This window comes from Rahnella sp. GSA61A (assembly GCF_019969905.1).
Classification (GTDB): Bacteria; Pseudomonadota; Gammaproteobacteria; order Enterobacterales; family Enterobacteriaceae; genus Rahnella; species Rahnella aceris.
The window spans coordinates 144,018-169,224 of the sequence record NZ_JAHXYO010000006.1 but is presented as its reverse complement, the minus strand read 5'-3'; the positions used below and the strand labels follow the sequence as shown (position 1 = coordinate 169,224).

Here is a 25,207-nt window from a genome sequence, read left to right as displayed (position 1 = left end):
TCAGGTCAATAGGTAATCAGGTATGACACAACAAAATAAAGCAGAGCAGGACGCTTCCCCTTTTGGCCGGTTAAGCGAAAGGGAATCCGCGCCGTTATATGAAGTGGTGAAACGTCACATCAGCGAATCCATTCTGATTGGCGAGCTGCCGCCGGGTACGGTTTTGCCGAGCGAAAATGCGCTGGCGGCAGACTTCGGGGTTTCGGTGGGAACGGTACGCAAAGCGCTTTCGGCGCTGACGACGGAAGGCATGCTGATGCGGCGTCGCAAGACCGGCACCGTGGTCACTGGCTGGGCACCGCTGCACAATCTCAGTTATTTCTTTCAGTATTTCCGCCTGCATGGCCGCGACGGTGCGTTACTGAATTCCGAGACGATTTTGCTCGATCATCAGACCGGCCAGGCCAGCGCCCGTGAAGCCGAAAAGCTGCAAATCGACGACGGCGCACCGGTTATCCGCATCCGCCGTTTACGCCGGGTTAAAGGCATTCCCGCCATGCATGAACGGCTGGTATTACCGGCCGAACGCCTGCCGGACTTCCCCGCAGCGGATGATTTACCGCCGCTGCTTTACCGTTTTCTGCTGGAAAAATACGGGGTCCGCGTGGCGGCCGTGCGCGAGCAGTTAATCGCCGAGATGGCTGATGCCGACGACCTGAAATGGCTGGAACTCGGGGCCCCGCACGCGGTGATGGTGATCGACGAAGTGTCGTTTGATCAAAGCGCCGTGCCGGTGATCATGGCGCACCACAGGTTCAGCACCGATCACTTTATGTATGTGAATGAGATCCGGTAGTGGCAGGGGGGCGGTGGCAACGGGGGCGCTTTAAAATCAACTTCAACTTCAAGGTCGTGGGCTCGCCGCCCACACTGGCCCAGAGGACGCGTAAGCGCGCGCCCTCTGGACTCCCGCGCTTTTTCACTGCGCGCTTCGCTGGCTGGCTATGTTTCAGGTATCACCGCGACAGGCTGGAAATCTTGCCGCTGCGCGGTCCCTTCTCTCGGTCCTGGAGCCTTGGGTCTCCAGGCCGCTCCGTTCAGCAAGATTTCTGAATCGCCCGCACGATCTTAAATTCAAAGGCAGACAGTTTTTAGATTTCAACATCAGTCAGGTTGTGAATTAAGAGCCTGAGGCCGGTTCCAAAATACCGCCGGACGAGAGGTGGAAAACCGCGCATCTTTTTGCGCGGGTTGTAACCCGATGGGAGGGAACCGCGCAGCGGCGGGATTTTGCGGCTATCACTGCGGCTGATGAAACATAGTCAGCGAGCGGAGCGCGCAGTGAAAGAGCCCGGGGGGTCTTGGGGGGCGGCGGCGATAAGCCGTCCCCCAAGTCGGTGTGGGCCGACGCCCACGACCTTGAATTTGAATTTGAATTTGAATTTGAAATTGAAATTAAAAACTAAACGGGATCGAAAGGCACTCCTTTCAACTCCCCCACTTTCCGCTTAATCAGTTGCCTGAGCCTGAGCGCCGCCTGCGACGCCGGTTGATCCCGGCGGCTCAGCAAAATCACCTCAAACGGCAGGGGTTCCACTACCGCCACGATCTTCAGTTGATCAACATACCGCCGGGCGGTAAACGTATCCACCACGCCGACACCGCCGCCTGCCAGCACCATGTCGGCGATCACCGAGTAGGTTTTGATGAACAACGCCGAGTGCGGCATCAGACCGTTTTCGCGCAGGACGCGGTTGAGCACCTGCCCCAGCGGATCCTGCTGCTGCAACATCAGCAGATCGTTTTCGCACAGCCACGCCAGCGTTACCGGCCCTTCCACCGGGGAATCTTTGGGCAGGAGCGCGACCATATTGGCCTGATAGATCGACTCAGCAACCAGTTCCTGCGTGGCCTGCTCGCCAAATGCCAGCGCGAAATCCATTTTGTATTGCAGCAAGTCCTGACTCAGCGTGTTGAAATGTCCGGTCACCAGTTCGACGCTGCCGCCGGGCGTCTGACGGCGGAAATCCACCAGCACCGGCGCCATCACGCTGTGTCCGAGGGCGTGTGCCGAACCAATGCGCACATGCTGGCCTTCGCCCTGACGTAACTGTTCCGCCAGCTCACCGATGGCCTGAATATGGCTGAATAACGCTTCGACTTCCGGCATTAACCGCCGCCCTTCCGGCGTCACAATCAGCCCCTGCGGTGTACGGTCAAACAGCGTGAAACCCAGTTGCTGCTCAGCGTGATTCAGCACGCGGCTGACATTCGGCTGCGACACGTTCAGCAGGCGCGCCGCGCCGCTGACGCTGCCCGCCTGTAACACGGCCTGAAACACTTCGATGTGGCGTAAACGCATTGCTGCCCTATTTCTGCGTGGTGGCTAAGTACGAGAAAGCACTTAACAGGCTGATAATATTAGCAACGGTCGGGCTGTGATAACCGACGGTGACGGCATCGAGACGTTCAACGCCGGGGATCAGACAGAATAAATCTGCCATGACCGGTTTCGCAGTCATCAGTTCAAGATGGTATGGCGCACTGAATCTTCCGGCAGTGAGCGGCGCAGGTTTGCTGACGGCAATGGTCGCCTGTTTACGGATTTTGGCACAGGCAATCGACGGGCTGTCGGATTCGGCCGCATTGGCAGAAATCGCCCGTTTGACGCAGACATATTGCGATTCCGGGTAATAACGGCGGATCCAGGTTTCGAGGTGATCGTCGCCGGTCACCAGCCATAACGGCACGTTGAGTTCCGCACCGGCAGCGGCGTATAAGTCGCTTTCGCCGACCACGTTACCGTTGAGTTTAACGCGGTAAAAAGCGCGGCCATTGATGGTGTGCGCCAGTACACCGTTTTCGCCTGCGGCAGTGTGATAGCCGACAAACATCAGGCCGTCGTATTGCTGTTGTTGCAGCCCTTCGACCATCGATAAACCACGCGGTTTACCCTGTACCAGCCTGGCTCGCGGATCGATTTTATCGGCGCGCAGGTTTTGCATCATCGCGTGGCTGTCAGCCACCGTCACTTCCATCGCGCCACCGGCAAAAGCGCCGTCGATGGCGGCGTTAACTTCGCCTTCCATCAGTGCACGGGCGGCCTCGTAATCTGAATTCCCCGGGCTGCACTGCTCAGGACGCATGACACCCGCAATACCTTCAATGTCCGCAGAGATAAACACTTTCATCAGTCGTTCCCTTTTTGGTTTGGTTACCAGACGGAGGCTAAACCCACACCCCATCCCAGCCTTCCCCTCGTGAGAGGGGAAGGAGCCAGGCTAGTTCGCCAGATTATCTAATACTTCACTCAACCCCAGCCGGTAATGTCCGTCGAATCCGCAAACGGTTTCAGCACTCAGTAAGGCATCAATAATAGCGTGTTCTGTGGCGTCTGCCGCCAGTGCCAGTAAAGGCTCAAGTTCGGCATCCGGTAATGTGACACCGTCACGTTTCGTGGAAAATGCCAGCGCGATATCCCCTGAGCCATGTCCCCAGTAACTGCCCAGACGCCCTAACCCGGCACCGGCGCGTTTGGCGATACGTCCGAGCTGACGGCTGTCGAGATAGCAATCGCAGGCCATCACAATAATCACCGAACCGGCGTCCACCTGCGGCGTCAGTTGCGGAAGGATTTGGGCGATGGCTTCGCCGGCACGCACGCCGTCAAGCGTCAGGTCAGAGAGTTTGCCGAAGTTCGCCAGCACCAGTACGCCTAATGTCGCGTTTAGCGTTTCGCACCAGCGCGAGGCGGTGCCGATGCCGCCTTTTAAGCCAAAGCTGCTCATGCCACGTCCGGCACCCACGCTGCCACGGGCGAAGGTTTTTGTCGCGCTGTCGAGTGCGGTCAGCGCGTCGTCTTCACTCACCGCCATCGCCTGAATATCATTAAGATAGAAATCATTGCACTCGAGGATAACCGGATTGATGGTGGCATCAGGACGGCCAATCTGCGGAAATTGCTGACAGCTGCGTTTCACCAGCGCATTAAATAACGTGCCGGTGGCGAAGGTATTGCTGAGCAGTACCGGCGTTTGCAGCTCGCCCAACTCCATCACCTGAATCAGCCCCATCGGTTTGCCGAAACCGTTTAACACCGCCACGCCACAGGGCAACGGCTTTTCATACAGATTATCGCCCGGCGGCACGATGGCGGTGACGCCGGTCTGCACATCTCCGGCGGCCAGCGTGCTGTGTCCGACAGTCACGCCGGTCACATCAGTCAGTGAATTGGTGGCACCGCACGGGAAGCGCGGGCGGAAAATCTGGCGCGACCTGCGCCAGCGTTGCAGCAAGGCGGACAACGCCTGCTGCTGAAATTCATCTTCATGTTGTTGCGGATGCATCAGTTTTCCGTTTCAGCTGTTCGGTGACTATTACTTTTTCAGTTTAGGATCCAGCGTGTCACGCAGCGCGTCGCCGAGCAGATTAAATGCCAGAACCGTGAGGAATATCGCCAGCCCCGGGAACACGCTGACGTTCCATTTGCCCGCCATCATCATATTACGGCTCATCGCCAGAATATTGCCCCACTCCGGCACATCCGGTTCCGGCCCCAGACCGATAAAACTCAGGCTGGCTGCGGTCAGGATACTGGTGCCAATACGCATGGTGAAATAGACGATGACGTTTGAGAGCGTGCCCGGCAGGATATGACGCAAAATCACCACCCTGTCCGGCGCGCCGACGCAGCGAACTGCTTCGACATAGGCGCTTTGTTTAATCGATAACGTAGCAGCGCGCACGATGCGGGCAAACACCGGCACGCTGAATACCGCGACCGCGATGATCACGTTGTTCAGCCCCGGACCGAGAATAGCCACGACTGCAATGGCCAGCAACATGCCCGGAAAAGCGAATAAAACGTCGGAACCGCGCATGATCAGCATATCCAGCCAGCGGCCGTAATATCCGGCCAGCAGCCCGAGTAACACACCGGCAATCATGCCGAGCGTGACCGAAAAAATACCGACATAAAGGGAGATACGCGCACCATAAATGATGCGGCTGAGGACATCGCGACCTAAGTCGTCGGTGCCGAACCAGTGTTCCGGCGTCGGACCGACACCGAGTGCCATCCAGTCTGGTGTCATCGGGTCAAAAGGTGCCAGCCACGGCGCGAACACCGCAACAAGCACCAGCAGCAGGATAAATCCGCCGGAGACCAGTGCCATCGGATGACGGATAAAGGTGTGAAAAAAGTCGTACCACGGCGAGCGGATATCATCGTTTTGCGAGGCTACCGCAGCCGGTTGGATTTCTCCCGGAGGAGAGACAGGATCGGTCATGAGCAGCTCCTAACGCAGACGGATAGCAGGATTGACCACCGCGTACAGCAGATCAACCAGCAGGTTTATCAGAATAAATTCAAACACGAACAGCATGACCAGTGCCTGAATCACCGGCTGATCCTGCGTTTTGATGGATTCGATCAGTAACCAGCCCAGCCCCGGCCAGCTGAACACGCTTTCGACAATGATCGAGCCACCGAGCAGGAAGCCAAATTGCAGGCCAAGCATGGTGATAATCGGGATCAGCGCATTACGCATGATGTGTTTCCACGTCACCAGACGCGCGCGTAATCCTTTGGCGTTGGCGGTGCGCACATAATCTTCCTGCGCCACGTCGAGAAATGCTGAGCGGGTGAAACGCGCCATGACTGCCGCCACCGAGGAACCCAGGGTGATTGCCGGTAAGATAATGTCAGCGGGCTGATTAAATCCGCTGACGGCAAATATCCCGAACGGCATGGCGACAAACTGGATAAGCAACAATCCGAGCCAGAATGGCGGCATGGAAATGCCGCCGACCGCCATGCTCATCAGCGTCCAGTCCTGCCATTTTCCACGTTTGAGCGCAGACACCACGCCAATCACCAGCCCCAGCACCACTGACCAGGCAAAGCCCGCCAGCGCCAGCAGCAATGTCGGCATAAACCCGCTTTCAATCACACTTAACACCGGCTGACGCGTGCGGTAAGTGGTGCCCAGATCGCCGTGAATCATGCCGTCCAGCCAGTGCCAGTATTGCGCAGGCAGCGGATCATTCAGACCAAGCAGTTGCCGTGCTGACTCAACCGCCTCAACCGGCGCATCCTGACCGGCGTAAATACGCGCAGGGTCACCCGGCAGCAGCTTGATAAAGCCGAAAACCAGTAATGACACCACCAGTAAAACGGGGATCATTTCCAGTATCCGGCGGATAAAATAGGTCAGCATAAAAGTGATTCCCTGAATTCCGTAAACTCCCTCCCCTGCGAAGGGGAGGGTTGGGGTGGGGTATTAATGGCAACTCTGAATCTGAAGTTGCCTGCTAAACCCCCTCCCAGCCTCCCCCTTCGCAGGGGGAGGAGCAAAAAAAATTACTTAAACTGTGCCTGATTAAAAATCAGTGAGCCGTCGGCCAGCATGTAGACGCCGGAAAGGTCTTTGCTCTTACCGACCAGGTTGTCCGGCACGCCGAGATAAGCCACCGGCGCATCTGCCCACAGCAGTTTTTGCGCATCGGCATAGGCGGCTTTACGTTTTTCCACATCAGCCGTTTGCAGACCGGCGGTGATCGCCGCATCAACCTGCTTGTTGCTGTAATAAGAGACGTTATAGGCAGAAGGGATCCAGGATTCGGTGGCAAACAGCGGACGCAACGCCCAGTCTGCATCGCCGGTAGAGGCCGACCATGCGCCGTAGTACATTTCCACTTTGGCATCCGCCGGTTTCGGTGTGCTCCACAGACGCTGGTTAAGCGAACCGGAATCCATCGGCACCAGTTTCACGCGCACGCCGATCAGTGAAAGTTGTTGTTTCAGGAACTGCGCACTGCGGATACGGTCGGTTTTGTTCGAGCTCCACATTTCAACGTCGAAGCCCTTCTCGTAACCGGCTTCTTTCATCAGCGCTTTGGCTTTAGCGATGTTATAGCTGTAATCCGGCGTGGTTTGTTTCTGATAGAACTGAACGTTTTTCGGCAGCGGCGAGGTGGACGGCGAACCCAGACCGGCGAAACCGACTTTCAGCCACAGATTACGGTCGATAGCGTAGTTAATCGCCTGACGGACACGCACGTCAGAGAACTCTTTTTTCTGCGTATTGAAGGCGATGTAATACAGATAGATGCCCGGATCCTGCGCAATATCCAGCTTCGGATCGCTCTTCACGGTATCCACCAGATCGGACGGCAACGGATACACCGCGTCCACGCCGCCGGATTTCAGTTTCGCCACCTGCGTGGAATCTTCCGGCGTCGGATACAGCGTGACGGAATCTACTTTCGGCCAGCCTTTCTGCCAGTAGTTGTCGTATTTCACCAGTTTGACGTCTTTACCCTGCTGCCATTCCACAAACTTAAACGGACCGGTGCCGACCGGATGCACACTCAGATCCTGTTCGTTCGGGTATTGCTTTAACGAAGCCGGGCTGTGCATCACCGCCGACGGGTGCGCCAGGGTGTTGATCATCGCGCCAAACGGTTTGTTGAGGGTGATTTTTACCTGATACGGACTGACCACATCAACGGATTTGATCATGCTGAACAGCGAGTTACGTTTCAGATGATTGGCCGGATTGGCCAGCCGATCCAGGTTGGCTTTTACCGCATCAGCATTGAACGGCGTGCCGTCCTGGAAAGTCACATCGTGGCGAAGATTAACGGTGAATTCGGTCGCATCGCTGTTACTGGTGTAATCCGTCGCCAGCACCGGCACAACGGCCATTTTGCTGTCGAACTGGAACAGGCGTTCAAAAATACCGCTCTGAATGGAATAGCTCAGCGTATCTGTGGTGTCGTGCGGGTCAAAACCGGTCACGTCGGCATACATGGAAATACGCAGATCTTTGGCCTGAGCCGACGCCGCAAAACAAAGCGCCAGTCCGGCGGCAAGCAGGCTTTTACGCACTAAGGTCGAATGCATGGTGTTCTCCTGTGTGTCCCAAAAAAGAATGTTGAGTTATCCCTGTGCAACCCAGTGATGTTCACTGACGCGGGAATATTTGAGTTTTTCTATCTGTACACCCGCCGGATGCACCGGCGATTTCACTTCCACATCATCAAAATTGCGTAAAACACGTTGCGTCGGATCCGCCACCGGTACCGAACTGAGCAGGCGTTGGGTATATGGGTGTTTAGGATTACTAAACACGGCATCACGCGGGCCAATCTCGACAATCTGTCCGCTGTACATCACCGCCACCCGGTTGGCGATCCGCTCCACCACCGCCATGTCATGCGAAATAAACAGCCAGGCAACGCCGGTATCACGCTGAAGATCCATCATCAGATTGACCACCTGCGCCTGAATCGATACATCCAGCGCCGACACGGCCTCATCGGCAATAATCACCTGTGGCTGCAATGCCATGGCGCGCGCGATGGCAATACGCTGACGTTGCCCGCCGGAGAATTCGTGCGGATAGCGCCGCGCATGGAAAGGTTCAAGTCCGACACTTTTCAGCAGCTGATTGACCACCGGCGTGGCATCAGCCAGAGACTTTTTCAGGCCATGCAGTAATAAAGGTTCGGCAATGGAAAACCCGACGGTCAGACGCGGATTGAGCGAGGCGTAGGGATCCTGAAACACCATCTGGATCTGACGGCGCACCGCCTGAAACGGGGTGTCGCGCATCAGGGTAATTTCTTTACCTTCGAGGTGAATGCTTTCGGATTCGCTGCCCACCAGCCGCAAAATCGCGCGACCGGTAGTGGATTTGCCGCAACCGCTCTCGCCTACCAGTGCCAGCGTTTCGCCCGGCCAGATAGAGAAGTCGATTTGTTCCACGGCGTGAACTTCTTTGGTCACGCGTGACAACACGCCGGAGCGGATCGGGTAACAGACACGCAACCCGCGCACATCGAGCAACGGCGGCGCATCGTAGTTGGCGGTTTTCTGATCGCCATCACCCGCTGAAATGTGAGGATGATCACCTGCAACCGATTGCTTTTCTGGCGAAATATTTTGGCCGGTTTTATCTCTTAACAGCGGGAAGCGGCGCGGCCATTTCAGCCCCTGCATGTCGCCCAGTTTCGGTACGGCGGCCAGCAAGGCGCGGGTATAAGGATGCTGTGCGTTGGCGAAAATTTCCGTCACACTGCCCTGCTCCACCACCTGGCCCTGATACATCACCACCACGCGATCGGCAATTTCCGCCACCACGCCCATGTCATGGGTGATAAACAGAACCGACATATCGGTGCCCTGTTGCAGGTCGCGCAGAATTTGCAGGATACGCGCCTGTACCGTGACATCCAGCGCCGTCGTGGGTTCGTCGGCAATCAGCAGCGCCGGATCGCAGGCCAGCGCCTGCGCAATCATCACGCGCTGACGCATGCCACCGGAAAGTTCATGCGGGTAACATTTAAGGATACGTTCAACGTCAGGAATACGAACCTGTTTCAGCAGCTCGCGGGCTTTGTTCAGCGCCGTGGCTTTATTCGCCATGCCGTGATCCAGCAGCCCTTCGGTAAGCTGATCGCCTACACGCAGCACCGGATTGAGCGAGGTCATCGGCTCCTGAAAAATCATCGACATTTCCTGCCCGCGCAGTTTGCGGCGCGATTCTGCCGACAGCGACGTCAGGGTATGACGTTTGCCGTTACGGCCAAAAAACTCGATACTTCCCGCATCGACGTGCGCCGAATCCGGCAGCAAACCCATGACACTCAGTGAAGTGACGGACTTACCGGATCCGCTTTCGCCCACCACCGCCACCACTTCACCTTTATTAATAGAGAAGGAAACGCCTTTCAGCGCCTGCGTTTTGCCTTGCCGGCCGGAAAATGTCACCGACAAATCGTTAATCTGCAAAATGGGCACTGTCATCAATAAACGCCTCCTTTATAAGTTGAACTGTTAAAGCCAGACTTCACCGTTTTCATAGCGCAATGCCGGTTCAGCGTCCTGCGCCAGCCAGATCGGGCCATCAAGATCGACACGTTCCGCCTGCACCGCTACCGGCAGCGCCGCCTCCATCGCAATGGATGAGCCCAGCATGCAACCGACCATAATGCGCAGATTGAACTGCCGAGCCACATCGGTCATGGCCAGCGCTTCTGTCAGGCCACCACATTTGTCGAGCTTGATATTGATCATCTCGTAACGGTCGCGCAGCCCTGCAATATCCGCACGCTCATGACAGCTTTCGTCGGCGCAGACAGGAACAGGATGCAAACAACGCACCAGATCTTTGTCATTACCGGCAGGAAGGGGTTGTTCGATCATCGCCACGTTGAATTCATGCAGCGCCTGAAACAGGCTGTCGAGATCCAAACCCAGCCAGGATTCGTTAGCGTCCACCACCAGCGTAGCCTGCGGTGCCGTGGCGCGGATGGCGGCCACTTTCTCGATAATCTGCTCGCGGTCGAGTTTGATTTTCAGCAACTTCGCGCCACCGGCAACTGCCACGGCGGCGGCATTGGCCATATTTTCCAGCGAATCCAGACTCAGGGTTTCGGCGGTAATCACCGAAACAGGCTTAGGCATATCAAGCAGTTGCCACAGGTCTTTGCCCTGTTTTGCCGCATCGAGACGCCACATTGCACAATCGAGGGCATTGCGCGCTGAGCCAACCGGCAACGCCTGTTGCAGCGCCTCGCGGCTCAGTCCCTGTTCCACCTGCGGACGGATAAGTTCCAGTTGCTCGCCAACGCTGTGCGGGGATTCCTGATAATGTGCCGTCGGTGTGCACTCCCCGACGGCGGTAAATTCACCGTCCGTCAGGTAAACACGTACCACCGTGACGGCGGTGCGGATACCACGGGAAATCGCAAATGGTTTTGCCAGCGGCAGTTCGACGGACTGGAAAGTCATCTGGATCATCAGGCGTTTTCCTTGATCCATTGCGCGATATTTTTGATACCGAAACGCACCGGATCGGTGGCCGGGACGCCGAATTCTTCGCTGATTTCCGCCAGCGCGATTTTGGCTTCTTCTTCACTGACGGAGGAGGTGTTAAGCGAGAAACCGGCGAGTCTTACGCCAGGACTGGTCAGGCTGGCTGCCGCCAGATTGGTATCGAGACACTGGCGCAGCGTGGGCATAAACTGATGTGGCAGATGGCGCATGTGCGGACGACCAAGCTCGTGACACATCACTAATAAATGTGCCTGCGCGCCATGAATCAATCCCATGCTGACACCGGCAAAAGACGGATGATACAGCGAGCCCTGACCTTCAATGATGTCCCAGTGATCGTCATCGTTCGCCGGGGAAAGCGCTTCGACAGCACCAGAAATGAAGTCGGCAATCACCGCATCAATGGCAATACCGGCACCGGCCACCAGTACGCCGGTCTGACCGGTAGCGCGGAAATCAGCGTTCAAATCCAGCTCACGCATGGCCGCTTCAAGCGCCAGCGAGGTGTACATTTTGCCGACCGAGCAATCTGTGCCGACAGTCAGAATGCGTTTGCCGCTACGTTTCATGCCGGTGCCGGTATCCAGCGCCGGTTGCATGTGGCGCACATCGAACAGTTGCACATTATTTTCAGCGGCCAGCGCAACCAGCTCAGGGATGTCGTTCAGCCCCTGATGCAGACCGTTCGCCACATTCAGACCGGCACTGATGGCCGCTTTGATCGAATCAATCCAGTGTGCCGGTAATTTACCGCCTGAATTTGCGGTGCCCAGCACCATGGTTTTCGCGCCCTGCGCTTTCGCCGTGGCGATATCCAGATCCGGCAACCCTAAGGACACAGAATCCGTTGCCAGACGAATTTGTCCGACGCAAGCTTCAGGACGCCAGACGTGAATACCGCGCGCTGTTTTCGCCGCCAGCGGATCCATCACATCACCAAGAAATAAAAGATACGGCTTTGGAATTTGCTGCATGTCAGTTTCTCCGGGGTCTATTTTTTTGAATGGGGTTTTAATCAGACTGCAGAGAATATTCCACGCGAGAAAGCGGCTGACGAATACTTGTTTGGGTCTGGGGTATAACCTTAGGCTATAGAGTTAGATATATGAATTTATTGTGGTTATTTGAGAAGAGAAACGGGGGCGGCCTGGGAGGCATTACACGAAATCACAGGTATAAAAAAAGGCAGAGCCAATGAACTCTGCCTTTGCGATTACCTTTTTCAGACACAGAATGGGGTAATAATTTAGTTCACTAACTTAGAAGCGGTAAGTCAGTGCTACAGCAACGATGTCGTCAGAGCTTACGCCCAGTTTGTTGTTGTCATCGATCTGGTTGATCATGTAGTCAACATAGGTGTACATGTTTTTGTTGAAGTAGTAAGTCGCACCGATTTCGAAGTATTTAACCAGGTCCGCATCACCCACACCTTCAACATCTTTCGCTTTAGACTGCACGTAACCGATTGAAGGACGCAGACCGTTTTCGAACTGATACTGCGCAACTAACTCATAACCCTGAGTTTTGTTAGCGTAGCCGCTCGTGGAGCCCACGGTGACTGGCGCCTGGTTACGGGTTTCGTTGTACATCGCTGCCAGATAAATCTGGTGAGCGTCATATTTCAGGCCAGTTGCCCATGCAGAAGCTTTGTCGCCAGCACCGATTGTGGCGTTGGTTTGTGCGTTAGTACGGTCAGAAGAAGAACCCGCAATAACTGCACCGATGCCGGAACCTGCGATATCTTCATAATCGATGGATGCGCCGTAACCGTCGCCGTTGCCTTTAGACGCTGAACGACCGTCGTTTTCGTTTTTACCCTGGTATTGCAGGGCGATGTTCAGGCCGGTAACCAGACCGAAGAAGTCCTGGTTACGGTAAGTTGCCAGACCACTTGAACGACCCACCATGAAGTTGTCATTGTTAGCAGTATCACCACCAAACTCAGGCAGCATATCGGTGAAGCCCAGTGCGTCGTAAACCACACCGTAGTTACGACCGAAATCGATAGAACCGAAATCTTTCACTTTCAGACCCGCAAAGCCCAGACGGGTTTTATTGCCCAGGTCGCCCTGAGATTCTGCGTGGTTAGCCTGAATGTTATATTCCCACTGGCCATAACCGGTCAGTGTGTCGTTAATTTGAGTTTCGCCTTTAAAGCCCAGACGCGCATAAGTCATGTCGCCGTCAGAACTTTTATCATCGGAGAAATAATGCTTAGCGGTTACACGACCATACAGGTCCAGTTTGTTACCGTCTTTATTATAGATTTCACTCGCGTTTGCGGTAGATCCCACTGCAATTAAAGAGACCGCTAAGGCCAACACACTGCGCTTCATCATTATTTAAGTTTCCTTGATTTTTTATAAAGGAGTTCTCATGCCCGCTTTCTTTTATATATCTGGAATATCGGGCTGTGAGTATTTGTACATGTTTTGAAATACGTCTGTCTGTAAAACGATTCGAACCTTAACACTGAGCACGAAAAGTTAAAATGGAAAAGTTCGCCTCATTAAGTCTTTTTTGCGTAAAGAGTTGTAACATAATATTTCTGTTATAAGCCGCTAACCCCCTGATTATATGCGCTTTTAGCATAACGTTTTGCACCATAACGGTGCGGTGCATTTTTTTGGTGCAAAACAGGTCTCGCATTGTAAAGTTATTGCAACCGAGATCACCTTTATCAAAAGGTTTTTATCTGTTAACAATCGTTAATGAATTAAGGAGGAATTTAGACGCGTTGCATTTAAATGGTGCATAGCAGGGTAATTATCACAAGGGTAAGTTCATTATCACATTAATAGAAAAAGCAGCCATAAGATTTTTGTACTACGCAATTTTTTTCGAATTAGGATTTTCGCTAAAGATATTGAGCAAAATAAAGTCAAATTAAAGGAAATAATAATGACCTGCGTGATTGAATTGAACGAAAGTGAATATTTTTACCTGCCCGAATCGCATCATTTTTATTCAAAACGGGCTTTTACTAAAAAGAAAATATTAAAAGAGAGGGCAGACTTGAGAAGGATAGGGAAATTTTTAGGGAGACTTTACTTTTGAGTGGCGATTATTTCGCCGTTCCAACCCTCTCCTTTGCAGGAGAGGGTACAAAAATTAACGGAACTGTGCGGCGTGGAGTTGTGCATAACGCCCCTGATGAGCCAGCAGTGATTCATGCGTACCCTGCTCAACAATGCCTTCTTTATCGACCACGATAATACGGTCAGCGTTCTGAATCGTCGCCAGACGATGGGCAATCACCAGCGTGGTCCGTCCCTCAGAAAGCTCCGCCAGCGACTGCTGGATAGCCTGCTCGGTGGCAGTATCCAGTGCAGACGTGGCTTCGTCGAGGATCAGGATTGGCGGGTTTTTCAGGAAAATCCGCGCAATCGACAGGCGTTGCTTCTGCCCGCCGGAAAGCTTCACGCCCCGCTCGCCAATCACCGTGTCCATGCCCAGCGGCAGTGCGTCAATGACGTCATCAAGGCGTGCGCGGCTGGCAGCCAGGCGGATTTCTGCTTCGCTGGCACCGAGCTTACCGTACGCAATGTTCTCGCGGATCGTCCCGCCAAACAGGAACACATCCTGCTGCACGATGCCGATGTTATGACGCAACGAGGTCTGCGTCATGTCGCGGATATCAATACCATCGATGGTGATACTGCCGCTGTCCAGCTCATAAAAACGGGGCAGCAGCGAACACAAGGTGGTTTTTCCCGCACCGGAAGGCCCGACGAATGCCAGTGTTTCTCCGGCATTAATAGAAAGCGTGATGCCATTGAGAATCTTGCTGACTGACGTATAGCCGAACACCACGTTGTCATAATGAATATCGCCGCGCAGATGGCTGACCACCTGAGCGCCCGGCCGGTCCGTGATATCCGGCGCGGTATCAATAAGCTGCGTGAAGCGTTTGAAACCAGCAATCCCTTTCGGATAGCTTTCCAGTACCGAACTGATTTTTGCCACCGGACGGAAAAACACTTCCACCAGCAGCAGGAACCCCACGAATCCGCCGTAAGTCAGCTGACCATTAATCACGTACCAGGTTCCGGCGACCATCACGATCAACTGAACCAGACGCGTACTCAGATAGCTCAGCGTCAGGCTGGCAGTCATGATCTGATAGGCTTTCAGTTTCGTCGTGCGGTAATTATCGTTGTCAGAAGCAAACAGTTTTTGCTCATGCGCTTCGTTAGCGAAGGCTTTCACCACACGAATGCCGCCGATGCTTTCTTCTATACGTGCGTTGAAATTACCCACCTGGCCGAACAGGCGCCGCCAGGTTTCAGTCATCTGCGCACCGTAACGGCTGACCATCCAGGTCATCGCAGGCACAATAATGATGGTCATCAGCGCCAGCTGGACATGCACCGTCGCCATCAGAATGAACGCGCCGATAAAGGTCATCACCGCGATAAATACATCCTCCGGCCCGTGGTGTGCCACTTCGCCCACTTCCTCCAGATCCTTGGTGACATGGGTAATGATGTGACCGGTTTTGGTATTGTCGTAATAACGGAATGACAGTTTCTGCAGATGGCTGAACGCTTCGCGACGCATGTCGGTTTCAATCCCGACGCCCAGCGCGTGTCCCCAGTAGTTAACGATCGCCATCAGCGCAGTATTGAACAGATAAATCAGCAACAGACCGACCGTCGCGCCGATAATCAGCACCCAGTCGTGTGCGGGCAGCAACTTATCGATGAAGGTTTTGATCGCCATCGGAAAGCCCAGTTCCAGCAATCCGGCGAGGATCGCGCACCCGAAGTCGAGGAAGAACAGTTTTTTATAGGGCGCGTAATAAGAGAAGAAACGGCGGAGCATCAGACATCCTCATAGAAACGACCCGGAGGCGGGCAAGTCCGTCAGTCTAAATGAAAATAGTTATCGATAAAGATAATTTTAGACTCGCCCGCCGCAAGATCGTTTTTACAGGACGTTGCGCACGCCGCTCAAAATCACGTCAAAGACCGCATTCAGCGCCTGCCAGGCTATCTCTGCGCTGATCGCTTCATAGGTGGTCAGCACTGCCACGAAAGTGGATTTTTGAGTCGCCAGCAAAGATTCATACTCCCCCGAACGGAAACTGCCTTTGCCCTTTTCAATCTCCCATGTCAGCTGAAGTAAGGCTTCAATCTGCGGGACGGCACTGCTTGCCACCGTATTCCAGTTTGCGCCCAGTGAAGCTTTTGCCGCATTGATTGCGCGGTCTCTTAAATCAAAAATATCACTCATCCTGTTCACCTTTATTATTTTTGCGATGTGCCTGAGCCATTTTTTAATACCCGCTCATACGTCAGCATTGACTGCATAATCACGGAAACCTGTTTACGCTGAATAGCGATATACGCCGGAGAATCCTGTTGCGAACAATGCTGCTTTTTATATTTGATCTGATAGAAGATATTTCTCAGGCCGAATATCTGCTGATCAATCGCAGGATTGTTATTTAAGGCTTTGGTGCGGGATTCAATCAACGCCAGATCGGTTTCCGCGGAATTGAAGAACTGACTGTCGGGTTCAGAAAGGGGAGAAATCAGTGAAAGTGTTTGTCCTGCCGCCACGGGCGCAGCCTGGCAGGCAACCACCGGCACGGCGGGTTGCGTATTGTCAGCCATTGCCTGCGCAGTCCAGGTCACAAATTGCCGGTCAGCTTTAATTTCGAATTCGGTAATTTGATTATCTAACGTCAGGTCGTACTGATGTGTGGAACACGCGGTCATTGTCATCACGACAATAAACATCGCGACGCTGAATTTAATGATTGATTTCAAAATGCCTCTCCTGTGATGAATTCCGAAGGTGGGCATTATTCCATTGCCCCTGCCTTCAAAAAATTAGTCACAAGAGAGAAACGGCGCAATCAACCGGTAAATCATTTTCAATAAATGATGGCGTCATTTTTATCATTAAAATAAATAAGCGATGAGGGATTATTTCCAGGTTAAAAACGTTCGCGTCTGTACACAGCGACAACCGTCATACTCCCTCCCATCCTCCTCCTTCGCAGGGGGAGGAGCCGTCTTCCGTTGACGTTAATTACCGGCTCGTCGCTTCCACCGCCATTTGCACATAAATCGCCCGCAATTTTGCGGCGATGGCACCTGGTTTTCCGTCCCCGACCGGCTTACCGTCCAGCGCGATCACCGGCCAGATAAAGGTCGTTGCCGAGCTGATAAAGATCTCGCGGGCGTTATGTGCTTCATCGAGCGTGAACGGACGTTCCTCGAAACGGATACCGTACTGCTTCGCCAGTTCCAGCAGCGCCTGACGGGTGATGCCATGCAGAATGTGCGTGCTCAGCGGGCGGGTGATCAGCGTGCCATCAGCATCTACGATCCAGGCATTGCTGGAACTGGCTTCGGTGATCAGGCCGTTTTCGATCAGTAAGGCGTCATCGGCATTATGCTGATGGGCATACTCTTTCGCCAGACACGGAGCCAGCAGACCCACGGTTTTGATGTCACGACGCTGCCAGCGGATATCCTCAACGGAGACCATGCGAATACCGCTTTTCGATTTGGGGTGATCTATCAACGGCCGCGCCTGGGTAAACATCAGAAAAGTTGGCGTTACGCTTTCGCCGGGGAAATCAAAATCACGGTCACCGCTGTTGCCGCGGCTGATTTGCAGATATACCGCCCCTTCCACCAGATGGTTTTCAGCAATCAGACGCTTTTGCAGGGTCTCAATATCGCTGAGCGCGCAAGGCAGACGCAGATTCAGCGCCTGACAGGAACGTGCAAGCCGCGCCAGATGTGCCGCGTTGTCGAGCAGACGGCCATTCAGTACGGCGCTGACTTCATAGACGGCATCAGCAAATAAGAAACCGCGATCAAATACCGACACCTTCGCGTCATGCTCGGCAACAAACTCCCCGTTAAGGTATACCGTTCTGGTCATGTTATTTTTCCTGGCCAACGTTGATTAGGATTTTTATTAGCTGTAAGACGACTGAAAGCATAAATTGCGTGAAAACTGAGCAGCAGATGTTGATGCAACGCAGGTTTCCGGCACACCAGACATAAAAAAAAGCGCCCTGATGAGCGCTGATGCGGTATGGAGCGAAAGATCAGAGTTCGCCTTTTTTCTTTTTGTTACGGATAACTAACCAGCTGATCAGCGCCATCACGCAGCCGATAAAGATAAACCAGATGCCGAGCATCAGTTGCGGTGCCATTTCTCCTGGCGGAGTTTCAGGGCTGCCGACCACTAAACCGTGGATAGTGGCAACAATGCCGATAACCAGTAAGATCAGGCTGTTGCGAAGTAAACGGCGGGCTACGGTCATAGGTTGTCTTGGGGTGGCCATCAGATGCGTCCTTGAGCAATAAAATAAAGATAAGGGCGCATAATAGCGCCCTTCGTTTTTATGTCAAAATTGCCAGATCACAATCATGCAGGTCAATCAGCGACGATTACGCACCAGCTGATAACGGCGGGTGAGATATTCCACCGGCGCGCTCCAGATATGCACCAGGCGGCAGAACGGGAACAACAGGAATAGCGTCATCCCCAGCACCAGATGCACGCGGAAGATAAACGCCACGCCATCCAGATGCGCTGCCGCACCGCCACGGAAGGTCACCACGGACTGCGCCCAGCCAACCAGTTTCATCATTTCACTGCCGTCCATATGCTGCGCGGAGAACGGAATGGTACTCAGCCCGAGGGCACATTGAACCACCAGCAGAATGATGATCATGATGTCACCAAAACTGGAGGTCGCCCGCACGCGCTCGTTGCTCAGACGACGCCACACCAGCATGCCGCCGCCGATCAGGGTCATCAGGCCACAGGCACCCCCCGCCCACATTGCCATCTGCTGTTTCACCGGCACCGGCAGAAAGGATTCATACATCCAGTGCGGCGTCAGCATACCGAAGGCATGTCCTGCGAAAATGCCGAGAATACCGACGTGGAACAAAGGCGAGGCAATACGCAGCGTTTTTTTCTCCAGCAACTGGCTGGAACCGGCGCGCCAGCTGTACTGGCCATAGTCGTAACGCAACCAGCTGCCGACCAGAAATACCGTGCCGCACAGGTAGGGATAGATATTGAAAAAGAAGTTGTTGAGGAAGTCGGTCATTTGCGTGGTTCCCCCGCAGGCATTTCATCAAGGTTCAGATACTGTGGTGCGACCGCACCAGCGAAGCGTTTCTGGTGCGCAGTCTCATCGCCCGACGCACAACTTTGCTCGCCGAGGAACTTGATTTGCTCCTCTTCCCATACCGCATCCAGCGCGGCGGGTGTGTCATCACGGGCTTCCTGTCTGATGCCTTCGCGCACCGTTTCGGTCGCGATATCACTGCCAGACAGCGCCAGCAGCAGATCAAACAATTCAGCGTAATGACTGTCCCGCTCCTGCATGCGGGCGCTGAGTAACGCCAGAATCGGTGCGATATCACGCAGCCCTTCCCGCGCCTGATTTTCATCACGCGTGGTCAGATATTCCAGATACAGTGGCAGGTAATCCGGCAGCTCGCGGCTGTCGATTTCCAGCCCGGCTTCACGGTATTGCCCCATCAGATCGACCATCGCCTGACCACGGTCACGGGATTCGCCGTGCACATGTTCAAACAACAGCAGCGAGGTGGCGCGACCACGATCGAACAAACCGGTATACGCCGATTGTGCATCCAGCAAATCCTGCTTACAGAACGCCGTGATATACAGCGCCAGATCAAGGCGCTGCTCCTGAGTCAGCTCCGGAGACTCTGCCACCGCTTCCAGCAGTTCAGGCTGGTGTTGCCACAATTCTTCGGAGGGGTAATCAAGCAGTAAGCCTGTCAGTCGTAAACTGTTCATCAGCGGTTCCTTTCGGTTTTCGCGCCGATGTCGATGGCATCGATGCGTTTACTGTTGAACAGGTTGAATTTGCTGTCGCTGCCGTGGCAGCCGTCGCCGAAGCTGAAACCACAACCTTTGGCTTCCGGGAAGGCTTCACGCGCCTGTTCACGATGGCTGGATGGCACCACGAAACGATCTTCGTAGTTGGCAATCGCCAGATAGCGGTACATTTCTTCCGCCTGTGCCGCAGACAATCCGACCTGTTCCAGCGCGCTGGTGTCCGTTACGCCATCAACCGTTTCAGCACGTTTGAAATGACGCATCGCCAGCATACGTTTCAGGGCGCGCAGCACCGGTGCGGTGTCCCCTGCGGTCAGCAGGTTCGCCAGATATTCCACCGGAATACGCAGGCTTTCGACGTCCGGCAGCACGCCGCTGTGCGGTAAAGCACCGGCATCGGCGGCAGACTGAATCGGAGACAGCGGCGGCACGTACCAGACCATCGGCAGCGTGCGGTATTCAGGATGCAGCGGCAGCGCCAGCTTCCATTCGATCGCCATTTTGTAGACCGGCGACTGACGCGCGGCGTCCATTACCGACAGCGGAATACCGTCTTTTTCGGCCTGCGCCATCACTTCAGGGTCGTTCGGATCGAGGAAGATACTCATCTGGCTTTCGTACAGGTCTTTCTCGTTTTCAACCGACGCGGCTTCGCCGATACGGTCGGCGTCATACAACACCACGCCGAGATAGCGGATGCGGCCGACGCAGGTTTCGGAACACACCGTTGGCTGGCCCGCTTCGATGCGCGGATAACAGAAAATACATTTTTCTGACTTGCCGCTTTTCCAGTTGAAATAGATTTTTTTGTACGGGCAACCGGTCAGGCACATGCGCCATCCGCGGCATTTGTCCTGGTCGATCAGCACGATGCCGTCTTCGCCACGTTTGTAGATCGCCCCGCTCGGACAGGTCGCCACACACGCCGGATTCAGACAGTGTTCGCACAGACGTGGCAGGTATGCCATAAAGGTATTTTCGAACTCGCCGTACATCTCTTTCTGCATGTTGGCGAAGTTCTGATCGGCAGAACGTTTGCTGAACTCAGTGCCCAGATCGTCTTCCCAGTTCGGGCCGCCGGTAATTTTCTTCATGCGTTTGCCGGTCAGCAGCGAGCGCGGACGCGCCACCGGCTGATGTTTACCGTCTTTCGCGGTATGCAGATGCTGATAATCAAAATCAAACGGCTCGTAATAATCATCGATTTCCGGCATATGCGGGTTGGCAAAGATTTTATGCAACAGGTTGGCTTTATTGCCCATGCGCGGCTGCAGTTTGCCGTTGATTTTGCGGATCCAGCCGCCCTTCCATTTTTCCTGGTTTTCCCAGTCGTGCGGATAACCCAGACCCGGTTTGGTTTCCACGTTATTGAACCACGCGTATTCCATCCCTTCGCGGCTGGTCCAGACGTTTTTACAGGTTACGGAACAGGTGTGGCAGCCAATGCATTTGTCGAGATTCAGCACCATGCCGACTTGTGAACGAATTTTCATTTGGCTTTCTCCTGTTGCACGGCGTCCTGCACGTAGTCATTGCCTTCATCGTCTAACCAGTCGATGCGGTTCATTTTGCGCACAATCACAAATTCATCGCGGTTAGAACCGACCGTGCCGTAGTAGTTGAAGCCGTAGGCCAGTTGCGCATAACCGCCGATCATATGGGTCGGTTTCGGGCAAACGCGGGTGACGGAATTGTGAATACCACCGCGCTGCTGGCTGATTTCGGATCCCGGAATATTCACGATGCGTTCCTGTGCGTGATACATCATGGTCATCCCCGCTGGTACACGCTGGCTGACCACCGCACGGGCGCTCAGTGAGCCGTTGGCGTTAAACGCTTCGATCCAGTCGTTGTCCTCGATACCTAACTGTTTCGCATCGTCTTCACTCAGCCAGACAATCGGACCGCCGCGACCTAAGGTCAGCATCAGCAGGTTGTCGCTGTAGGTGGAGTGAATACCCCATTTCTGGTGCGGCGTCAGGAAGTTCAGTGCCATTTCCGGATTACCATTCGGCTTCGCATTCAGCAACGGTTGCGCCGCGCGGGTGTCGATTGGCGGACGGTACACCAGCAGGCTTTCACCGAAGGCGCGCATCCACGCGTGATCCTGATAAATCTGCTGACGGCCGGACAGCGTGCGCCATGGAATCAACTCGTGCACGTTGGTGTAACAGGCGTTGTAAGAAACGTGTTCATCTTCCAGACCAGACCACGTCGGGCTGGAGATAATTTTGCGCGGCTGCGCCTGAATATCGCGGAAGCGGATTTTCTCGTCTTCTTTATTCAGCGCCAGATGCGTGTGGTCGCGGCCGGTATTCTGGCTCAGCGCTGCCCAGGCTTTCACCGCCACCTGACCGTTGGTTTCCGGTGCCAGCGTCAGGATGACTTCGGCTGCATCAATCGCGGTGTTGATCATCGGCTGGCCTTTCGCCGCGCCATCCGCTTTGGTGTAGTTCAGTTTTTTCAGCAAATCGACTTCGCTGTCGGTATTCCAGCTAATGCCTTTACCGCCGTTACCGAGTTTTTCCAGCAACGGACCGACGGAAGTGAAACGCTCATAAGTGTTCGGATAATCGCGTTCAACGGCCATCAGATGCGGGGCGGTGCGCCCCGGGATCAGCTCACATTCGCCTTTTTTCCAGTCTTCCACACCAAACGGCTGCGCCAGTTCAGCGGCGGAATCGTGCTGGATAGGCAACGTCACCATATCGGTTTCGACACCCAGATGGCCGACGCATACGCGGGAGAATTCTTTGGCGATACCTTTGTAGATTTCCCAGTCACTTTTTGAATCCCAGGCCGGATCAACAGCCGCGGACAGCGGATGAATAAACGGATGCATATCCGAGGTATTCATGTCGTCTTTTTCGTACCAGGTGGCGGTTGGCAGCACGATGTCGGAATACAGACAGGTGCTGGACATACGGAAATCAAGCGTCACCACCAGATCCAGTTTGCCTTCGCCGCCCTGCGCCTGCCATTCGACTTCTTCCGGCATCACGCCGCCCTGAATGCCTAAATCATCACCCTGAATACCGTGTTCGGTGCCCAGCAGATACTTCAGCATGTACTCGTGGCCTTTACCGGAAGAGCCCAGCAGGTTGGAGCGCCAGACGAACAGGTTGCGCGGGAAGTTTTGCGGATTGTCCGGCTGTTCAGCCGCGAAACGCACGCTGCCGTCTTTCAGGGCTGCCACGGTAAAATCTGCTGGCGATAAACCGGCGGCCTTTGCCTGTTGTGCAATGTGCAGCGGGTTAACGTTGAGCTGCGGCGCAGACGGCAGCCAGCCCATACGCTCGGCGCGCACGTTGTAGTCGATCATGCTGCCGGTGAATTTGGATTTATCCGCCAGCGGCGACAACAACTCCTGCGGCGCGACGGTTTCGTAACGCCACTGGCTGGAATGGTTGTAGAAGAACGAGGTGCTGTTCATCTGGCGCGGCGGACGCTGCCAGTCCAGACCAAACGCCAGCGGCTGCCAGCCGGTTTGCGGACGCAGTTTTTCCTGCCCGACATAGTGTGCCCAGCCGCCACCACTCTGACCGACGCAACCGCAGAAGATCAGCATGTTGATCAGGCCGCGGTAGTTCATGTCGAGGTGATACCAGTGGTTCATCCCGGCACCGACGATAATCATCGAACGGCCATGGGTTTTGTTGGCGTTATCGGCAAATTCGTGCGCGATGCGCTCGATGTTCTGCTGAGAAACACCCGTGATTTTTTCTGCCCAGGCTGGTGTGTAGGCTTTGATTTCGTCATAGCCTTGCGCGCAGTTTTCGTCATTCAGACCGCGTTCAATGCCGTAGTTCGCCAGTGTCAGGTCGTAAACACTGGCCACCAGACCGGTACTGCCATCTGCCAGTTGCAGGCGTTTGACCGGCAATTTGTGCATCAGAATTTCATCCAGCGCCACGCTGTTGAAATGCTCACTGACCGCGCCGCCAAAATACGGATAGCCAACATTCACGACGTCATCATGATCATCAAGCAGGCTCAGCTTCAGGCTGACGTCTTTACCGTCCTGCCCCTCGCGGGATTCCAGATTCCACTTGCCTTTTTCACCCCAGCGGTAACCGATCGAACCCAACGGCGAGACCAGTTCGCCGGTGTTTTCGTCGAAGGCGATGGTTTTCCACTGCGGGTTATTTTCCTGACCCAAATTGTCCACCAGATCAGAGGCACGCAACATACGGCCTGCCGCATAAGAACCGTCTTCACGCGGTTCAAGCATCACCAGCATCGGCATATCGGTGTAGCGGCGCACGTAGTCAGTGAAATACTGACTTGGATTGTCGATGTGGAAGGATTTGAGGATCACATGGCCCATTGCCAGCGCCAGCGCGCTGTCGGTACCTTGTTTCGGTGCCAGCCACTGGTCACAAATCTTGGCGATTTCAGCGTAATCCGGCGTAATCGCGACGGTTTTGGTGCCTTTGTAACGCACTTCGGTAAAGAAGTGGGCATCCGGCGTACGGGTCTGCGGAACGTTGGAGCCCCAGGCGATAATATACGAAGAGTTGTACCAGTCAGCGGATTCAGGGACATCCGTCTGCTCGCCCCACGTCTGCGGAGAAGCCGGTGGCAAATCGCAATACCAGTCGTAGAAACTCAGACAAACGCCGCCGATCAAAGAAAGATAACGCGCGCCGGAAGCGTAAGACACCATCGACATCGCCGGAATTGGCGAGAAACCGATAATACGGTCCGGGCCGAAGGTTTTGGCGGTATACACGTTGGAAGCGGCGATCAGCTCATTCACTTCCTGCCAGCTTGAACGCACAAAACCACCGCGACCACGTGCCGCTTTGTATTCTTTGGCTTTTTCCGGTTGATTCACAATCGAGCCCCAGGCATCGACCGGATCGCTGTAATTCAGTTTGGCCTCGCGCCATAACTGGATCAGCTTTTTGCGCATCAGCGGATATTTCAGGCGGTTAGCACTGTAGAGATACCAGGAATAACTGGCACCACGCGGACAGCCGCGCGGCTCGTGGTTTGGCAAGTCCGGACGGGTGCGCGGATAATCAGTTTGCTGAGTTTCCCAGGTCACCAGACCATTTTTGACGTAAATCTTCCAGCTACATGAACCGGTGCAGTTCACACCATGCGTGGAACGGACCACTTTGTCATGCTGCCAGCGGCTGCGGTAACCGTCTTCCCAGTCGCGATTGGTATTCAGCGTCTGGCCGTGGCCGTCAGCAAAAGGTTCAGCTAGCTGTTTGAAATAGCGAAACCGGTCAAGAAACTTGCTCATCCGGAACTCTCCTGTGCAAAGGCTTATTTGCGCTTTGTCATTATGTGAATGGCGGGGAATACAACTACATTGCTCAATATGGGCTCAGGGTATGCACGCGCGGGAGCCGTCTACTTGATTGCGATCAACGCCTTCGCGTCATGTATTTATTTACATAACGCCAGATACTCCCAAAGAGGTACAAATTTAAACGGGGTTAACTTTATGATTTATTGGTCATAATTTCGGAAAGAAAGCAAAAAGGCGGGAGTGACGTCATCTGACGGAAAATTGGGGGTAAGGCTGTTTGAATGTGACAGTATTGTGAAATTAGACGGGAG

20 protein-coding genes are annotated in these 25,207 nt (G+C 54.3%); 1 reads left to right on the top strand and 19 read right to left on the bottom strand.

Going from position 1 to position 25,207, the window contains the following annotated elements; all coding sequences use genetic code 11:
• Positions 1 to 22: 22 nt before the first annotated feature.
• Entirely contained in the window at positions 23 to 796 is a 774-nt protein-coding gene (locus LC431_RS10400) for a GntR family transcriptional regulator (protein ID WP_015690017.1), read from the top strand.
• A 606-nt stretch (positions 797 to 1,402) separates the two neighbouring features.
• Here LC431_RS10400 and LC431_RS10395 read toward each other — a convergent pair.
• The 19 genes from LC431_RS10395 to LC431_RS10305 all read right to left on the bottom strand — a co-directional run bounded on the left by LC431_RS10395 (position 1,403) and on the right by LC431_RS10305 (position 24,887).
• Positions 1,403 to 2,302 carry a LysR family transcriptional regulator gene (locus tag LC431_RS10395; protein ID WP_013575730.1) on the bottom strand — a complete coding sequence of 300 codons (900 nt, stop codon included), beginning with the start codon at positions 2,300 to 2,302 and terminating at the stop codon, positions 1,403 to 1,405.
• Positions 2,303 to 2,309: 7 nt separating this feature from the next.
• The gene (locus LC431_RS10390) at positions 2,310 to 3,131 is read right to left on the bottom strand and encodes a M55 family metallopeptidase (protein WP_223509766.1); all 822 of its coding nucleotides are present in this window, start codon (positions 3,129 to 3,131) and stop codon (positions 2,310 to 2,312) included.
• Positions 3,132 to 3,221: 90 nt separating this feature from the next.
• Positions 3,222 to 4,286, bottom strand: coding sequence for a P1 family peptidase (locus LC431_RS10385; protein WP_223509765.1), 1,065 nt, complete (start codon positions 4,284 to 4,286; stop codon positions 3,222 to 3,224).
• A 30-nt stretch (positions 4,287 to 4,316) separates the two neighbouring features.
• Positions 4,317 to 5,228, bottom strand: coding sequence for an ABC transporter permease subunit (locus LC431_RS10380; RefSeq protein ID WP_015690020.1), 912 nt, complete (start codon positions 5,226 to 5,228; stop codon positions 4,317 to 4,319).
• Positions 5,229 to 5,237: 9 nt separating this feature from the next.
• Positions 5,238 to 6,158: an ABC transporter permease subunit gene (locus LC431_RS10375; protein WP_013575734.1), complete on the bottom strand. Its 921-nt coding sequence runs from the start codon at positions 6,156 to 6,158 to the stop codon at positions 5,238 to 5,240.
• A 143-nt stretch (positions 6,159 to 6,301) separates the two neighbouring features.
• On the bottom strand, positions 6,302 to 7,846 hold the full coding sequence (locus tag LC431_RS10370) for a glutathione ABC transporter substrate-binding protein (RefSeq protein WP_013575735.1): 1,545 nt from the start codon (positions 7,844 to 7,846) through the stop codon (positions 6,302 to 6,304).
• A 36-nt stretch (positions 7,847 to 7,882) separates the two neighbouring features.
• Complete coding sequence (locus LC431_RS10365) at positions 7,883 to 9,751, bottom strand: ABC transporter ATP-binding protein (RefSeq protein WP_015690022.1); 1,869 nt, start codon at positions 9,749 to 9,751, stop codon at positions 7,883 to 7,885.
• 30 nt (positions 9,752 to 9,781) lie between these two features.
• Positions 9,782 to 10,747: an N-acetyl-D-Glu racemase DgcA gene (dgcA, locus tag LC431_RS10360; RefSeq protein ID WP_015690023.1), complete on the bottom strand. Its 966-nt coding sequence runs from the start codon at positions 10,745 to 10,747 to the stop codon at positions 9,782 to 9,784.
• Complete coding sequence (gene dgcN, locus LC431_RS10355) at positions 10,747 to 11,757, bottom strand: N-acetyltransferase DgcN (RefSeq protein WP_037034403.1); 1,011 nt, start codon at positions 11,755 to 11,757, stop codon at positions 10,747 to 10,749. Before dgcN ends, dgcA begins: the two co-directional genes overlap by 1 nt.
• Positions 11,758 to 12,042: 285 nt before the next feature.
• Positions 12,043 to 13,122: a porin gene (locus LC431_RS10350; RefSeq protein WP_013575739.1), complete on the bottom strand. Its 1,080-nt coding sequence runs from the start codon at positions 13,120 to 13,122 to the stop codon at positions 12,043 to 12,045.
• 772 nt (positions 13,123 to 13,894) lie between these two features.
• Positions 13,895 to 15,607 (bottom strand): ABC transporter ATP-binding protein, encoded by a 1,713-nt coding sequence (locus LC431_RS10345; RefSeq protein WP_013575741.1) that lies wholly within the window; start codon positions 15,605 to 15,607, stop codon positions 13,895 to 13,897.
• Between the two features lie 105 nt (positions 15,608 to 15,712).
• On the bottom strand, positions 15,713 to 16,018 hold the full coding sequence (locus LC431_RS10340; protein ID WP_013575742.1) for a hypothetical protein: 306 nt from the start codon (positions 16,016 to 16,018) through the stop codon (positions 15,713 to 15,715).
• 14 nt (positions 16,019 to 16,032) lie between these two features.
• Positions 16,033 to 16,557 carry a hypothetical protein gene (locus LC431_RS10335; RefSeq protein ID WP_015690027.1) on the bottom strand — a complete coding sequence of 175 codons (525 nt, stop codon included), beginning with the start codon at positions 16,555 to 16,557 and terminating at the stop codon, positions 16,033 to 16,035.
• A gap of 265 nt (positions 16,558 to 16,822) precedes the next feature.
• On the bottom strand, positions 16,823 to 17,686 hold the full coding sequence (locus LC431_RS10330; protein WP_015690028.1) for a D-amino-acid transaminase: 864 nt from the start codon (positions 17,684 to 17,686) through the stop codon (positions 16,823 to 16,825).
• A gap of 169 nt (positions 17,687 to 17,855) precedes the next feature.
• A complete protein-coding gene (locus tag LC431_RS10325) occupies positions 17,856 to 18,095 on the bottom strand; it encodes a hypothetical protein (RefSeq protein WP_013575745.1) in 240 nt (79 codons plus the stop codon).
• 96 nt (positions 18,096 to 18,191) lie between these two features.
• On the bottom strand, positions 18,192 to 18,872 hold the full coding sequence (gene narI, locus LC431_RS10320; RefSeq protein WP_013575746.1) for a respiratory nitrate reductase subunit gamma: 681 nt from the start codon (positions 18,870 to 18,872) through the stop codon (positions 18,192 to 18,194).
• On the bottom strand, positions 18,869 to 19,591 hold the full coding sequence (gene narJ / locus LC431_RS10315; protein WP_013575747.1) for a nitrate reductase molybdenum cofactor assembly chaperone: 723 nt from the start codon (positions 19,589 to 19,591) through the stop codon (positions 18,869 to 18,871). The genes narI and narJ overlap by 4 nt, the downstream gene beginning before the upstream one ends.
• Positions 19,591 to 21,126 carry a nitrate reductase subunit beta gene (narH, locus tag LC431_RS10310; protein WP_037034411.1) on the bottom strand — a complete coding sequence of 512 codons (1,536 nt, stop codon included), beginning with the start codon at positions 21,124 to 21,126 and terminating at the stop codon, positions 19,591 to 19,593. Before narH ends, narJ begins: the two co-directional genes overlap by 1 nt.
• A complete protein-coding gene (locus LC431_RS10305; protein ID WP_013575749.1) occupies positions 21,123 to 24,887 on the bottom strand; it encodes a nitrate reductase subunit alpha in 3,765 nt (1,254 codons plus the stop codon). Before LC431_RS10305 ends, narH begins: the two co-directional genes overlap by 4 nt.
• Positions 24,888 to 25,207: the final 320 nt, after the last annotated feature.